Here is a 15,812-nt window from a genome sequence, read left to right on the forward strand (position 1 = left end):
AATCAACAAATGAATAAAGCATTGCTAGCATTAATAGTTGCACCACTTTTTGCTGTATCTGCAACGGTTGCAATCGCAGATGATGCACCAGTAGCTTCTGCACAAACAATTAAAGAATACACAGATATGTGTGTAAATTGGGCTAAAGATGATGATGTAAGTAACGACGATCTATTTGGCTATGTTCTTCAATGCGTTAATGATGAATTAGAGTCTGAAGGCTACAAAAAAGTATCTACTGTACAAATCTAAACAATAAAAAATATGCGGCTAATAAAGCCATTGCGACGCATATAATCATAAAAAAACCGGAATGACACAGGCTGTGTATTCCGGTTTTTATTTGTCTTAGGCTAAATAAATTTTAACGTTTATTCAGCTTCTTTTTTTGCTTTAGGTTTAGCTGGCGATTTTTTTGCAGCCGCTTTCTTTTTAGGCGCTGCTTTTTTCTTCGCTTCTTCTACCCATTTACCCGCTTCGTAGTGAGCAGTCCAGCCTGTGGCTTTTCCGTCAACTTCAGTCATCACGTATTGCGCTTTATTTTTACGGCTATAACGTACTACGGCTAAATTACCATCAGGATCTTTATCTGGCGCATCAGCTAAGTAATAAAACTTAGGTGAAATACGCTCTCTAAAACGCTTTAGCTCAGCCACTTTAGGCGCTCGCGTCTCGCGTGATTTAGGGAAAGTGTTAGCCGCCAAGAAAATACCTGCAGCCCCGTCACGTAAAACAAAATAAGCTTCTGACTTTTCACATTCAAGTTCAGGTATGTGCACAGGATCTTCTTTTGGTGGCGCAGCTTCGCCGTTTTTAAGTAACTTACGCGTATTTTTACACTCTTCGTTGTTACAGCCAAAATACTTACCAAAACGGCCCGATTTAAGCTCCATGTCTGAGCCACATTTATCACATTCGATAATAGGCCCATCGTATCCTTTAATTTTAAAGGTACCTTGCTCAACGATATACCCTTCACATGCAGGGTTATTACCACAAACATGTAATTTACGGGTTTCGTCTATTAGGTAAGAGTCCATAGCCGTTTCACAGATTGGACAGCGCTTCATTTGCATTAATGTTTCAGTTTCAATGTCTTCAACATCTGCCGCAACCGCTTCATCCCCTGATACTAGGTTCATAGTGGTTGTACAACGCTCTTTAGGCGGTAAGTTATAACCTGTACACCCTAAAAACACCCCTGTAGATGCCGTGCGAATACCCATTTTTCTGCCACACGTAGGGCAGTCAATGTCGGTTTCGACCATTTGATTAAGGCGCATTCCGCCTTGCTCTGGCTCATCTTTGGCTATGTTTAATTGCGTAGAAAAATCAGCATAAAACTTATCAAGCACTTGGGTCCATACACGCTCGCCTTCAGCGATATCATCTAAACGACCTTCCATTTTTGCTGTAAAGTCAAAGTTCATTAAATCAGTGAAGTTTTCAACCAAACGGTCGGTAACAATTTCGCCCATTTTTTCAGCGAAGAAACGACGGTTTTCTACCCGTACATAACCACGGTCTTGAATTGTTGAAATAATTGATGCGTACGTAGATGGACGACCAATACCACGTTTTTCAAGCTCTTTTACTAAACTTGCTTCACTAAAGCGCGCTGGCGGTTTAGTAAAATGCTGCTTAGGGTCAAGCTCAATTAAACTAAGTACTTCACCTTCTTTTACTGCTGGCAGCGATTGATCTTCTTCATTCTTTTTACGTACCGCAGGTTGTACTTTTGTCCAACCATCAAAGCGAAGTACTCGCCCTTTTGCTTTTAGTTGAAACTCATCAGCGGCCACAGTAAGCGTTGTTAAGTCGTACTCTGCAGGTACCATTTGACAGGCAACAAACTGACGCCAAATTAATTCGTACAGTTTTTTGGCATCGGCATCAACACCTTCAACATGCCCAGAAAGTACAGTGACACTTGAAGGACGGATCGCTTCGTGCGCTTCTTGTGCGTTGCCTTTAGAGCTGTAGCTAATTGGGTCTTTAGGTAAGTACTTTGCGCCAAACTCTTGGGTTACATAATCACGACACATTTCAACTGCATCTTTTGACAGATTAGTTGAATCGGTACGCATATAAGTAATGTAACCGCCTTCGTAGAGGCGCTGTGCAAGCATCATTGTTTTTTTAACGCCATAGCCTAAACGTGTACTGGCGGCTTGTTGCATGGTTGAAGTAATAAAAGGCGCACTTGGGCGGCTTTTGCTTGGTTTTTCTTCAACACTTATTACTTTATATTCGGCTGTCTCAAGGCTTTTAACTGCGGCTGTAGCCTGAGCCTCATTTACCGGCTTAAATGGCTTGTCAGCTTGTTTGGTGACTTCTAAGCGTAATTGTGACTCAGTATTTTTAACATCGGCGTGTATATCCCAAAACTCTTCTGGAATAAACGCTTTAATTTCACGTTCGCGCTCTACTAATAAACGTACCGCAACCGATTGCACACGCCCAGCAGAAAGCCCGCGCGCTACTTTAGCCCATAATAATGGCGATACCATAAAGCCAACTACACGGTCTAAGAAGCGGCGTGTTTGTTGTGCATATACCATGTCGGTATTTAGTTCACCAGGTGTTTCAAACGCTTGTTGAATCGCATTTTTTGTAATTTCGTTAAATACAACGCGTTTATATTTTTCAGGCTCACCACCAATAATTTCTTGAAGGTGCCAAGCAATTGCTTCCCCTTCTCTATCCAAATCCGTTGCGAGATAAACTTGGTCTGCATTTTCGGCCAGCTTTTTTAACTCTTGAACTACTTTCTCTTTACCTGGCAAAATTTCGTAATGTGGCTCCCACCCTTTTTCAGGATCAATACCCATACGTGCAACTAAGTTAGTGTAATCTCGTTGCTGTTTATACGCTGCCTTTTCTTCAGGCTCCATTTTACGAACTTCAGCTGGCGTTTTAGTCGCCGGTACTTTAGCTTTATTCGAACCTGAAGTAGGTAAATCACGCACATGTCCAATACTGGACTTTACGATGAAGTCTTTACCTAAGTATTTATTAATTGTTTTAGCCTTAGCAGGTGACTCTACAATTACTAGCGATTTGCCCATAGTTGCCTATTTCTAACCAAATATTTAAATGTGTTTTGCCGACATAAACGGCGCGAATATTTATAGGTATATCTACAAACACCTATTGTTACAAGCTTTTAATACAAACTTTTCAGTATTTACTGAATAAACAAACAATTTTTGTTGTTAAATTATACAAACCGGTGTTTTTAAAATAATTGCTGTGGAATATATAGAACACAAATAAAAAAGCCAACCTTAAGGTTGGCATTTTTTACATTCTACCGATTATAAATCGTCGGTTACGCTAACAGAAAGCGTACTTTCTAACCCTGAAGGCGCTTCGGCAGTAACGGTTAAAATACCACTAAACTGCTCATTTCCTCCATCTAAGTCTTCACGCGTAATACCAAATGATAAACCAACAGGCACAATACTTGTTGTATTAGGGTAAGTGTAATTATCACTACCTGTTAAAATACCGTTGTCTGTGTCAATAGAGATGGTTGTTTCAGCAGGCATTGGGTTGTTATATATATCTGCTATAAATACCGTAAGCCCTAGGCTAGCAGTGCCTGATGCAGTTTGTGTTAAATCTATTGCATCAACCTGACACATTATTGCGCTAGTGGGGTCGTTTTGCACACGGCGAACAAGTGGACTTGCAGGGTCGCTGTTTACACGTACCTCTGAAGCGGTTGCACCCGCGATAGCAGAACAATCATCCGCGTATGTAACTAGCCTAAAGAATGCAGTATCACCCGACATTACGATTTCTTGGTTTTGAAATACATTAACCATTTGACGACTACAAATACCTGCAGCTTCGTCTTCTTCACGACACAGTAAGCCGTTGTATAGGCCGTTTTCTGTGGTCCATGTACCATTGCCATCAAAATCGACAAATTCTTCAAACTCATCACCGGTTGAGTTATCACGTGAACAGGGGTCGGTTCCATCATTACAGTCTTTACCGCCATAGGTGCCATCTTCATTGTTATCGATAAAGGCTTCTGGAATATCAAATAAATCATCAAAAAAGTCTTCACTGTCAAAGTAGCCGTTGCCATCTAAATCAGAAAACGTTTCTTCACCAATTGCATAAGCATGTACAGTGGCACGTCCACCTAACGGTAAATCTACCGTTAAGTCATTATTTAAAATTCCTAATGGACATGGTAAGCCACCATCACACTTTTGCGTAATGGTATTTTCATACATAGAGTCAGTAAACGGGCGTGGGTTACTGCTGGTCCACGTTACGCTACACGTACCATTGGTTGTTGTACAACTTGGCTCTATTACGCCCCCTTCTGTGATAAAGCTAACAGCTGTTCCATCTGGCACAGGGTTGTTAAAGTGATCAGCTAGGCGAGCATTAACCGATACCGTATTACCATCAACATTTAACGCATGAGGGTTAAATATAGAACGAGATAGCGAAAAGCTATTTTGATCAACAATACCTGTACTAATTACAAGAATATCTGAAGGGGCGGTTACAATAACCGTATCGCCATCTACGTCTTCTTCGCTAGATGCGATAACACGCACAGGCGTAGCAATTGAGCCCGATTGAACTGAGGTAGTCACTTCACCGCTGGCATTAGTAATTGCACTGGCTGTGCCTAACGTTATACCACCGACTGCCGTTGACAGCTCAAAGTTAACCGTTCTTGAAGCTAAATCATTGCCATTTGAATCCACAAGTTTAAATGTTACTTCAGAGATTTCAGTTCTGTCAGCACCACCCGTACCTTTTAATGCAATTACTGGCTCAGTCACTTCTACAAATTGTAAAAAGCCAATATTGGCAGGTGATACATTTATAGTAGTACTAGCAGAAACCGTATCGCCACCGGTGATCACGGTAGCCGTAATTATATCCCCACCCACACAAGTAAGCGGACGGTATGTAGAGCGTGCAAAGCCGCCAATACTGGTTACTGTTTCATCTATAAGTGCTTGGCCAGAGCCAACACAACCAGATGAAAATTCAACAGTAAGTGGTGTGGTATATAGCTCACCATCTTTTGAAATTTCAATTGAGATAAGTGCTGTTGCACCTGCAGCTAATAGCTCATCGCCTGCAACCGAGCTGCTAATAGCAATTTCAACATCTACAGCAGCAATTTGAAATGCCTTAGTTAAATCGCTATCGAGCACTGACACAGTAATTTCACCGGCGCCTACATCTTGACCAGGAACTATATCTAAAAGTGCGATACCATTTGCATCGGTAATAGCCGTGCCAGTTGAAGGTGTAATTGAGCCAATTGTTGTACTCGCTGTTACTAGGGTCTGCGTAAGAGGAGTTGTCGAATTCTCGTTAGTCACTTCGATATAAAGAATCGCCGTTGAATCACCTGAGATACTAGTTACAAGATCACACTGGCTTGCATCTCTTTGAGATTTAAAGTCTGCTGGACAATTTTCTAGGATTGAAAAACTAATATCTGCAGTACTTTGGTCTGGATTTACAGCATCACCTTTTGTATAAAAACCCAGCGTTTGCTCAACACCTTCGTACTGGGCTGTTATAACGCCTGCACCTTCTACAGTACCCGAAGTTAAGTTAATTGATGCAACACCACTCTCATTCGTTAGTGCAGTACCAATACTTGGGATTAAGTTACCTAAAGTTGATGAGAAGTTTACAACTGCCCCTTCAACTTCAACGCCATCTCCGTCAAGAATAGTTGCTTTAACAACTGCGCTATCTGCGGCGCTGATTGTGCTAATTTCTGATAACGTCGTTGAAGAGGTAAGGCTTAAACCAATAGAAAAGTCTAATGATTCACCTTGAATGGGCGCATCCCCTTCAGTTGTAAATGTATAACCTTCAGAGCTATAAACAGTATTTTCATTATCGGTGTAGGTGGCCACAATAGAGCCAGCACCAGCTTCAGTCCCTGCAAGCAAGCTAATTGTTGCAATGCCTTGTTCGTTTGTTAAAGCTGTACCATTTGTAGGATTTATACTACCTAAACCAGTAAGTACAAACTCAATTAATTGGTAAGCGGCGGGTTCATTATCTATTAATAGTTCAACCTGCGCGGTAACAGGGTTTAAATAATCAACACTTCGAGTCGTAGCCCCAGATGAATCAACAAGCGTTACACTCAATTGTGGATCTGTTGATTGTGCGCCATCCGACTCAAACGCAAACGTATCGGTGTAACTTTCGCCATCTACTGTATAGGTTGCTGTTACTTCACCAGCTCCTGCATTTTCACCCGCGGTAAGTTCCAGTATCGCTATACCATCTGATTGGGTTAACGCTGTACCTGCTGTAGGGTTTAGTTCACCGATTGAGTCAGCAAGGGTAAAAGTAATACGCTCACCTGATACTGCATCGCCATCTTCATCTTCTAAAGTAGCTCTAAGCTCTAAAGGAGCAGCCGCTGTGACCGTGTTTGACTCAGTGTCACTAGATTGTAAGTAACCTTTTAAAGTTACCGTGTAAGTGGATGTTTCTGTAGTAGAATCGTCATCATCTCCGATGGTGCCGTCTTTTTCGATTGTTCCACCACCACCACAAGCGCAAAGCAAAATGCTAAATAGTGTAATGCTGAGTAGTCGCGTTAAAGGCATGGACCTCTCCCTAGCGTTGTTGTTATTTACTAATAATTGTTTACCTAATATTAACCTATAACTTAGTCTAATATCACAGTTTTTTGTCACTTTTTTATGTAAATAATTCCGCAAAGGCTATTTTTTTCTGTAGTAAATATTTCCTTGCTGGTAGTCTATGGCAAATTTGAAAAAATAGATTAGGGAATATGTCTAAAATACGTTCAATGAGTTTAACTACCCGTATCATGATTGGCATGGCACTGGGTATTGCAGTAGGCTTTTTATTTCAGGCTATATTAGCTGGTGAAGACGATTATCTAATTCCTCTTGGGTTATTCTCTTTGCCAATTAAAGCTTTTTTTGTAGATGGCCTTTTCCATGTTGGCGGACAAATTTTTATTGCCAGCTTAAAAATGTTGGTTGTGCCGCTGGTATTTGTATCGCTTGTATGTGGTACTTGTAGCTTGAGCGATCCTAAAAAATTAGGCCGTTTAGGTGGTAAATCGATTGGCTTATATTTAGTTACAACTGCCGTGGCAATTACCGTAGCTATTTCACTGGCGTTATTATTTAATCCAGGTCAAGGCATTGCACTGCCATCAGATGCAAGCTTCAATGCTAAAGAAGCCCCTACCTTAGCGCGAGTGATTATCGATATGTTCCCTACTAACCCATTCGAAGCGATGGCTAAAGGGAACATGCTGCAAGTTATTGTGTTTGCGCTTTTATTTGGTGTATCAATGGCGCTAAGTGGCAAAGCAGGTAAACGTGTAGCCGCAGTATTTGAAGATTTAAACACGGTTATTTTAAAACTAGTAACGCTACTAATGAACATTGCACCTTACGGTGTGTTCTTTTTAATGGCTAAACTTTTTACCACTATCGAAATGGGGTTAATACTCAGCCTGGCTAAGTACTTCCTTGTTGTAGTGGCGGCGTTATTAATTCACGCATTTATTAATTACAGTATTATTTTAAAAGTATTAACAGGTCTTAACCCGCTTACCTTTTTAGCTAAAATGAAACACGCGTGTTTATTTGGTTTTAGCACTTCAAGCTCAAGCGCGACTATGCCTATTACACTTGAAACTGCGACCAAAAAACTCGGCGCTAATAACTCGGTTGCCTCTTTTACTATTCCGCTAGGCGCTACCATTAACATGGATGGCACAGCCATTATGCAGGGCGTGGCAACAGTATTTATTGCACAAGTGTTTGCTGTTGATTTAACGATTTCTGATTACTTAATGGTTATTCTAACCGCAACGCTTGCCTCGGTAGGCACGGCGGGTGTGCCTGGTGTGGGTTTAATTATGCTTGCAATGGTACTTAACCAAGTAGGTTTACCGGTAGAAGGGATTGCAATTATTATTGGTGTTGACAGGTTACTCGATATGACGCGCACAGCCGTTAATATAACGGGTGACTGTATGGTAACTTGTGTGGTTGCTAAATCAGAAGGTCAATTAGATGAAACAATATTTAACGACCCGAACGCAGCTAAAGACTTAGAAGATTACCACAAATCTACTGAGTAATTATTAAAGCCCATCAAAAAACCCTTGCTATGCAAGGGTTTTTTATTACCTTTAATAACGTTTTATGGGTTCATTGCTTTAAAACGCGACATTAAATTAACGCCTGCTTTATTTACAGAGGTACTTAGGCCAATTGCTAACTTATCACTTAACCCTTTCTTAATTTTGTATTTTACTTTGTATATTTGACGCTCAGCTTGTTGCTCTAATAACGCATCATCACTGGTTTTAATGACATCAACTAAGCCCTTTTCAATTGCTTGTGTTGCAAACCAATGCTCACCCGTTGCCACATTATCAATATTAAGTGTTGGCCGTTGGCTGCTTACAAACTCTTTAAACAAACCATGTGTTTGCTCTATTTCATCACGAAACTTTTCGCGGGCTTTATCTGTGTTTTCGCCGAACAAGGTTAACGTACGTTTAAATTCGCCTGCTGTAATTTGCTCAAACTCTACATCGTTTTTCTTTAAAATTTTATTAAAGTTAGGTATTTGTGCAATAACACCAATAGAGCCAACAATAGCAAAAGGAGCCGCTAATATTTCATCGGCCACACAGGCCATCATGTAACCGCCACTCGCTGCTACTTTATCAATAGAAACCGAAAGCTTAATACCTGCAGTTTTAAAACGCTGTAATTGCGATGCAGCTAAACCATAGCCATGCACCACGCCGCCCCCACTTTCTAAGCGAACTAATACTTTATCTTTCTCAGGATTAGCAATGGCAATAATTGCGGTCACTTCTTCGCGTAGGCTTTCAACTTCATGAGCGTCCATACTACCTATAAAGTCAATAACATATAGGCGTGGCTTCGGCTCATCCTTTGCCGCTTTTTTAGACTCGACTTTTTGCGCTTTATGATGCGCTTTTAACTCTTTTTTAGTTAAAGTATTTTCTAAAAAGCCGTGTTTTAAGTCATCTAGTTGCTCAGACAAATCGTCTATTTCTATGGCTCCTTTTTTAGCTTTAGGCTTTACTGCTGAACCCACAATAAGGGTTAAAATAATTGCAATAGCAATAACAAAGGTAACCGTTTTAGCAAAAAACAAACCGTATTCGTATAAAAATTCCAACTGGTCTCTCCATTTATAAATTTAAGCTAATTTATCATGCTTTATAACAAAAAAAAGCCACTAAACAGTGGCTTTTCAAGGTTAATAAGGTATTTGCTGATTAATCAGTCACAACCTCTGGGTTACTGACTAATAACATACGCCCGCGTGCAGCTAAATAAGTAGCTACTTGGAGCTGCATTTCAGCGTTTGCTGCTGCACTGCCCTCAACAGTTGCCGCTTGGGCATCGTCTTGTGCTGGCGTTAAAATTGAGCCATGGTGCCCTTTTGTAAATTTCACCAAATAACTCGCCGGGGTTTCACTTAGTGCTTGTGAAGTGCTTACTGTTTCAAGCCCCATTAATGTTGCTAACGGAATTGTGCCCGATATAGGGTTATTTGCTGCCGCTGGCGGAATTACTTGGTCTGGTTTGTTATCTGCGCCATCGCCTACAACTACATTAGTGTATACAGGTGTACCTAATGCATTTATCGCTGCTGCATAGTTTGTTGGGTCTCCGCTATCAAGTGCTGTTTGCGCTGCAAAAGCAAACTCGGTCATTACCGCTTGAATGTTAGCAAGTTTTGTAGTTTCCCCTGCCGTATTAAGTGAGGTTACATACGCCTGATAGCCACAAGTTAAAAACGCTTCCATATCTGGTAATAATGTACCACAGTTTGAAATAGCATCCGCTTGTAAAAACTCGTTAAACTCTTGTGATTCTGCTGTACCAGCTTGCGATAATACAGAGCCTTGAATAAATGGCCCAAACGCAGCCGATTCAAGTAAAAAGCTTGCTATACCGCCACCGCCACTGGCAAGTGCTACCGTGTTTACCTTAAATAATGGATCAACTGTATCTGCAAGCGGAGTATTAGCCTGAGCTATAAATGCAGGTGCAACAATAGATCCTAAAGAATGCCCTACATAGGTTACATCTTGTGCGTTAATTGTCGCATCATTAATAAAGTTTAAACCTAAGCGTAAGCCTAATAAATCTGCTGATGATTGACGCAAGCTATCACGAGCCACTAACAACGAGTTTAAGTTCATGTAACTTAGTACTGAACCTGTTGTTGCATTAAAGTCATCTGTCCCATCAGCATCAACATCTACACCACGCTCACCATGGCGAGGATGGTCAATCGCCGCTGTGGCAAAACCTTGAATTGACAGTTGTGCAGTGAGTGCCAACATGCTTTCTTTGTCGGTTGTTATACCGTGTTGCATAATAACAACTGGCCAGCCAGTTACTGGCATTTCAATTGGATCAAGACCTTGTGAATCACGAATAAAATTAATAACCGGTAAAATAGGTTTGGTTATTTGCACTGGCACATTCGCCATGCTTTGCACTTTAGGAATAGAGTTATACTTAGTTAAATGGCGCGTAGTGTCTAAACCTAAATCACGCAACTGTCCGTCACTTAACGCAGCACAAAGCCCATCATTATCGCTAATTGGCTCTGCAGGGAAAGCCTCGCCTGCTGCAGCTTTGTAACCTAAAACAGCTACCGCGTTGTCACACATACCTTGCCAATATGTATCATTTAAATCACTTATTTCAGTGCCTGTTGGGGTGCCTAAATACATAGGTAACATAACGCTACCTTTTAAATATTGCACACCAGAGAATGCATCCGATACGCTAACACCCGCTGCTGCAAATACTTGCTGCACATTTACCATTGCTTGTTCAGGTACACTTACCATTGGTGTTGGCAAAGCATCATTTTGTAAGCTAGCTGCCAGTAAGTTTTTAATTGTGCCAAGCACAGGACCCGCTGATTGAATGGTCATAGCAGCAGAAAATATAATATCATCTTTTGTAATATCACCTGAGCTTACAACCACATTCTCATAGCTATTTACTGCCGCTTGAAGACCAAGCTGAGCATCAGTAATCAATGGCGCTTCTTCACTTACAGAAGCGTAAGTAGAAGAAGGCTGAATAGAACGCCCTTGAGAGTCTTTTAATCCAGTGGTTAATACATTTATGTATGAACTTCCTGGTGTGAAAGGTTTTAATGGGATAATAGCAACTGCATCGCCAGAGGCTTGAGAAATAAAGTCTACGCCGTAGGTTAATTCGCCTACCAACTTACACGCTGAACCAGCTGTAACAACAGCACATTCTGCATCAGTTAAGCTTGCGCCCATAACCACTTCAAAAATTCTTACTGTACCAGGCGACGCTGCAGAGGTTTCATCAAGCGACACACCTGTAGGGAAAGTTAAATCAATTTTGTAAGGCACTTGCGATGACCAGCCATCTAACGCACCTAGCGCTAATTGCGGATCTGCATAAGCAGTGCGAGGCACAGAGACGTTATCATCGTCTAATTCACCTGGAATATTAATTGTGCCGTCTTGAGTGCCGCTCATTAATAAATCGTTAGGGACAGATAAAACCCCATTCGCAGGGTCAAAGGTCACCGTGGCATTAGGTATTATGGTTGCAGTATCGTTTTTAACGTCTTCTAATGTTTCTCCGCCGCCACAACCTGCTAACGCAGCTGTAACCGAGAGTGAGAGTAGCATTTTTTTCATATTGTTGGCTCCGCACATATCTTTATTTTTATAGTGTGTTCGTTCAAAGTAAGTGTGTTTAATCAGTGTAGTAAAGTTAAAACAATGTAATCAGTTTATTAATGAGACATTAGACCAGTTAAACTTAACGTAAAGTTTATAATTCCGCCACCTAAATTTTCAATAAATTCGATTACTTGACGATTTGCTATGTTAAAATCAAAAAAATTTTATAAATTGGTATTTATATGCAAACTTATCAAGCAACTCCAAATGCACTTCAAAATAAAGTAATTTTAATTACAGGTGCCGGCGATGGTATTGGCCGCGTAGCAGCAATTACCTACGCAAAGCATGGCGCGACAGTTATTTTACTTGGTAAAACAACAAATAAGCTCGAATGCGTTTACGATGAGATTGTCAATGCTGGTTACCCTCAGCCTGCTATTGTGCCAATGGACTTAAAAGGCGCGACAAAACAAAACTACCGTGATTTAGCAGCTACAATCGAAAGTCAATTTGGCCGATTAGACGGCTTATTAAATAATGCCGGTATTTTAGGGTCGCTCGGGCCACTTGAGCACTTTTGCTCTTCTACGTTTGAAAACATCATGAAAGTGAATGTTACTGCGCAAGCAATGATCACCAAAGCGCTATTCCCTGTGCTGCGTAAATCAGAAAATGCCTCTATTGTTTTCACTTCATCAAGCGTTGGCCGTAAAGGGCGCGAATTTTGGGGGCCTTATGCAATATCTAAATTTGCAGTTGAAGGCATGATGCAAACATGGGCCTGCGAAGTAGGTAAAACCAATATCCGTGTAAATTGTATAAACCCTGGCGCAACGCGTACCTCTATGCGCGCATCAGCCTACCCAGGGGAGGATCGCGATAAGCTTGCTACCCCAGAAGATTTAATGCCAACGTATTTATATTTAATGAGTGATGACTCGAGCGATGTAAACGGTGAATCTCTCGATGCGCAACAAAAAAAGTAAACTACATTTTTAATTATAAAAAAAGCCGCATACATTGCGGCTTTTTTGTCGGTAATTTTTTGTAATTATACCAATTCGCTTAATTAAATTATCTATTTTAAGGCTAGAAAAACGTGTTGTTCGCTTGGCAAAAAATTCGCTATTTAGCTGTGCTAAATGAGCATTTTTTTACCTAGGTAGCGACATGTTTAGCCCCGCAAAATGATTAAGTATTATTGCGGGTTAGTATTATTTACGCTTAGTTTGCTTAACACGTTGGTTATGCTTTTTAACCGCTTTACGAATTTGGTTAATTTTAGCACGCTTGTCTTTGCGCTTTTCAGGCATAACCGACAGTTTAGTTTGTGTTTCGCGGCCTAATTTAACGGTTTTGCGTAAATAGTTAACGGTTTCTAAATCAAGTTCAGCCCAGCCACCTTGAGGAAGGCGCTTATCTAGCTCTAATTTTCCGTAACGAATACGAATAAGTCGCGATACTTCTACATCCTGCGATTGCCATAAGCGGCGAACTTCGCGGTTACGTCCTTCGTTTAGCGTTACATTGTACCAGCGGTTAATGCCTTCACCACCCAAAGATTTAACCGTTAAAAATTTAGCAGGACCATCTTCAAGCTCTACGCCACGCGTTAAGTTTTTAATGGTTTCATTGGTCACTTCACCAAATACACGGGCTGAATATTCACGCTCAACTTCATAACTTGGGTGCATTAAGCGGTTCGCTAACTCACCATCGTTGGTAAATAACATTAAACCTGCTGTGTTAATATCTAGTCGACCAACAGCAATCCAACGCTCACCGTCTATGCGTGGTAAACGGTCAAAAACAGTACGACGTCCTTCTGGGTCTTTACGTGTACTTAACTCCCCTTCTGGCTTGTTGTACATAATTACACGACAAATACGGTCGGCTTTTTCTTCAATTTTTACGCTGTGGCCATCAACACGTATTAAGTCTGTTTCCTCAACACGGTCACCTAATTTAGCCACTTTACCATTAACACTTACGCGGTTTGCATCAATGTATTTTTCCATTTCACGTCGTGAGCCTACCCCTGCACGGGCTAGGACTTTTTGTAACTTTTCACCTTGAATACTCATTCGGATGGTTCTCTCACAGAAGGATCACTTAATAACTGGTTTATTTTACTTTCCTGTTGCGCTGGCAATGCAGGGAGTTCATCTAAACCGGTTAACGAAAAATAATCTAAAAATAATTTTGTTGTTGCATAAAGCGCTGGTTTACCAGGTACTTCTTTATGCCCTACTACTTTAACCCACTCTCGCTCAAGGAGGGTTTTAATAATTGCTGTTCCGGTTGTTACGCCTCGTACTTGCTCTATTTCACCACGCGTTATTGGTTGCCTGTAGGCAATTAACGACAATGTTTCTAGTAGTGCGCGAGAGTACTTAGGTGCACGTTCTTGCCATAAATTACTAAGCCAAGGGCTTAAACTACTACACGCTTGAAAGCGATAGCCACTGCCTACTTCAACTAGCTTAATGCCACGTGTTTGATAGTGGGTATGTATAGCGTCTATTGCAGTGTTAATTCGTGACATAGAAATAGCTAAATCAGCCAATACAGTATCTTTTAAGTGGCGTTTGCTAACAGGTTTGTCTGCGACAAATATAGCCGCTTCAATGATCTCAATTAATTGTTCATCACTAATTCGACGACCCGCCATAATATTTTGCTTTGCCCTTTAAAATACGTAGCCATCTATTATGACAGAACATCGCAAAAGGGGGAAAATATATCTGCTTTTAAAACAAATTAAATGCACAAAAAAGCCAGCAATTAATGCTGGCTCTTATGTGTAGCGTATTTAGCTAATATTAGCTGTTTTTATAATGCTTTAGCGCATCATCTTCAGCAACGGCTTTACCGTATTTGCTAATGTAGCCTTTAAACTCACCTTTACTGATGCGTTTATCATTGTTGCCATCCATGTAACCAAAATGGTTTGAAATATCATCATCGTCAGCTTCTTCTACTGAGATGTAACCATTTTTGTCGTTATCTAAACTTCTAAAATCATTTTCGATTTTATCAAATTTAGCTATTTTAGCTTTAAACGCCGACTCACTTACTTCGCTGTCAGTCGCTACCTTACCGGTATTTAACTGCATGTAAGTGTTAAATTCTTTACGACTGATCTCGTTATCCATATTGGTATCAATATTTGAAAAGTGGCCCCAGATGCTATCGTCATCTGCTTCTACTTTTGAAATATAACCATCACTGTCGTTATCTAAACTTGCAAAATCGCTATCGATTTTTTCAAGGCCTTGGTTTGAGGCACAAGCGGCTAAACTTAACGAAGCTAAAATAGTTGTTGCGAGTGTTAACTTTTTCATAAGACGTATCCTTGTAGTTAGTAAATGTCACTTTAACTAATACAAGTCCAATGCCAAAGTGCACAAGCCGCCAACAATCAATGAGTTACGTGCATTTAGCTTATTTTATATACATTAATCAATTACTTAGCTTTGCAATGATTGCTGCATACCTTGTAATTTTTGCAAAAAAATACCCAGTACAAACTGGGCATTATTTTAATCTATATGTTACCGCGCAATTAGATTGCTGCGTTTTGGTAACGCTTTACAAATTCAGTTACGTTTTGTCCGTTACACTTTAACGAGTTTAAGTTACCAATTTTTTGGCGAACAGGCGCAAGGCCTTGCTTTAACGCTGTGATACATAACTGTGTTTCTTGGTGTGCATCTTTTGCAAACACTTCAACTTTTGATTCAGCAGCTTGGTTAGACGTTACTTTTTTAGCAATGTCGCGAATATCTTGACCATTACATAAAACACTTTCAGAAAAACGCGATAAGTATACACCGTGTTGTGCTGCTTCTTTACGCGCTGCGCTAAAGCCTTCATTTGCACTTAATACACATAATTTAGATTCAAGTTTATTATCTTGGCTAAAGTAAGTGTTGCTTTTTGCTGATACAGACGCAGAGGCTAATAAAGCAGTAGCTAAAAGTAATTGTGTTTTCATGAGAGAGATCCTATTTGAACGACTAAACAAGTAATTTTTGCGCATTATATATTCAATAATTACGAGATCAATTGA

11 protein-coding genes are annotated in these 15,812 nt (G+C 40.5%); 3 read left to right on the plus strand and 8 right to left on the minus strand.

Annotated features, from left to right (window positions below):
- Positions 1–9 precede the first annotated feature (9 nt).
- The gene (locus MSC25_RS02975; RefSeq protein ID WP_004587793.1) at positions 10–252 is read left to right on the plus strand and encodes a hypothetical protein; all 243 of its coding nucleotides are present in this window, start codon (positions 10–12) and stop codon (positions 250–252) included.
- Positions 253–371: 119 nt separating this feature from the next.
- On the opposite strand, the gene topA is transcribed toward MSC25_RS02975, so the two are convergent.
- Entirely contained in the window at positions 372–3,068 is a 2,697-nt protein-coding gene (gene topA, locus MSC25_RS02980) for a type I DNA topoisomerase (RefSeq protein ID WP_248442528.1), read from the minus strand.
- A gap of 249 nt (positions 3,069–3,317) precedes the next feature.
- Entirely contained in the window at positions 3,318–6,623 is a 3,306-nt protein-coding gene (locus MSC25_RS02985) for an Ig-like domain-containing protein (protein WP_248442530.1), read from the minus strand.
- A 188-nt stretch (positions 6,624–6,811) separates the two neighbouring features.
- Between MSC25_RS02985 and MSC25_RS02990 the strand changes: the two genes are divergently transcribed.
- Positions 6,812–8,143 (plus strand): dicarboxylate/amino acid:cation symporter, encoded by a 1,332-nt coding sequence (locus MSC25_RS02990; RefSeq protein WP_004587790.1) that lies wholly within the window; start codon positions 6,812–6,814, stop codon positions 8,141–8,143.
- A gap of 62 nt (positions 8,144–8,205) precedes the next feature.
- Here the strand turns inward: MSC25_RS02990 and sohB are convergent, their stop codons facing one another.
- Both sohB and MSC25_RS03000 read right to left on the minus strand, forming a co-directional pair.
- Positions 8,206–9,222 (minus strand): protease SohB, encoded by a 1,017-nt coding sequence (gene sohB, locus MSC25_RS02995; protein ID WP_248442532.1) that lies wholly within the window; start codon positions 9,220–9,222, stop codon positions 8,206–8,208.
- 100 nt (positions 9,223–9,322) lie between these two features.
- Complete coding sequence (locus MSC25_RS03000; RefSeq protein WP_248442533.1) at positions 9,323–11,752, minus strand: VolA/Pla-1 family phospholipase; 2,430 nt, start codon at positions 11,750–11,752, stop codon at positions 9,323–9,325.
- Between the two features lie 227 nt (positions 11,753–11,979).
- Here MSC25_RS03000 and MSC25_RS03005 point away from each other — a divergent pair, with 227 nt between their 5' ends.
- Positions 11,980–12,726 carry a YciK family oxidoreductase gene (locus tag MSC25_RS03005; RefSeq protein WP_004587787.1) on the plus strand — a complete coding sequence of 249 codons (747 nt, stop codon included), beginning with the start codon at positions 11,980–11,982 and terminating at the stop codon, positions 12,724–12,726.
- A 228-nt stretch (positions 12,727–12,954) separates the two neighbouring features.
- Here the strand turns inward: MSC25_RS03005 and rluB are convergent, their stop codons facing one another.
- The 4 genes from rluB to MSC25_RS03025 all read right to left on the minus strand — a co-directional run bounded on the left by rluB (position 12,955) and on the right by MSC25_RS03025 (position 15,737).
- Positions 12,955–13,824 carry a 23S rRNA pseudouridine(2605) synthase RluB gene (gene rluB / locus MSC25_RS03010; protein WP_004587786.1) on the minus strand — a complete coding sequence of 290 codons (870 nt, stop codon included), beginning with the start codon at positions 13,822–13,824 and terminating at the stop codon, positions 12,955–12,957.
- On the minus strand, positions 13,821–14,411 hold the full coding sequence (scpB, locus tag MSC25_RS03015) for an SMC-Scp complex subunit ScpB (protein WP_248442535.1): 591 nt from the start codon (positions 14,409–14,411) through the stop codon (positions 13,821–13,823). Before scpB ends, rluB begins: the two co-directional genes overlap by 4 nt.
- A gap of 151 nt (positions 14,412–14,562) precedes the next feature.
- Positions 14,563–15,084: an EF-hand domain-containing protein gene (locus tag MSC25_RS03020; RefSeq protein WP_004587784.1), complete on the minus strand. Its 522-nt coding sequence runs from the start codon at positions 15,082–15,084 to the stop codon at positions 14,563–14,565.
- A gap of 221 nt (positions 15,085–15,305) precedes the next feature.
- Positions 15,306–15,737 (minus strand): exonuclease III, encoded by a 432-nt coding sequence (locus tag MSC25_RS03025; protein ID WP_248442536.1) that lies wholly within the window; start codon positions 15,735–15,737, stop codon positions 15,306–15,308.
- Positions 15,738–15,812: the final 75 nt, after the last annotated feature.

It is taken from the genome of Pseudoalteromonas sp. 1CM17D (assembly GCF_023161805.1).
Classification (GTDB): domain Bacteria; phylum Pseudomonadota; class Gammaproteobacteria; order Enterobacterales; family Alteromonadaceae; genus Pseudoalteromonas; species Pseudoalteromonas atlantica.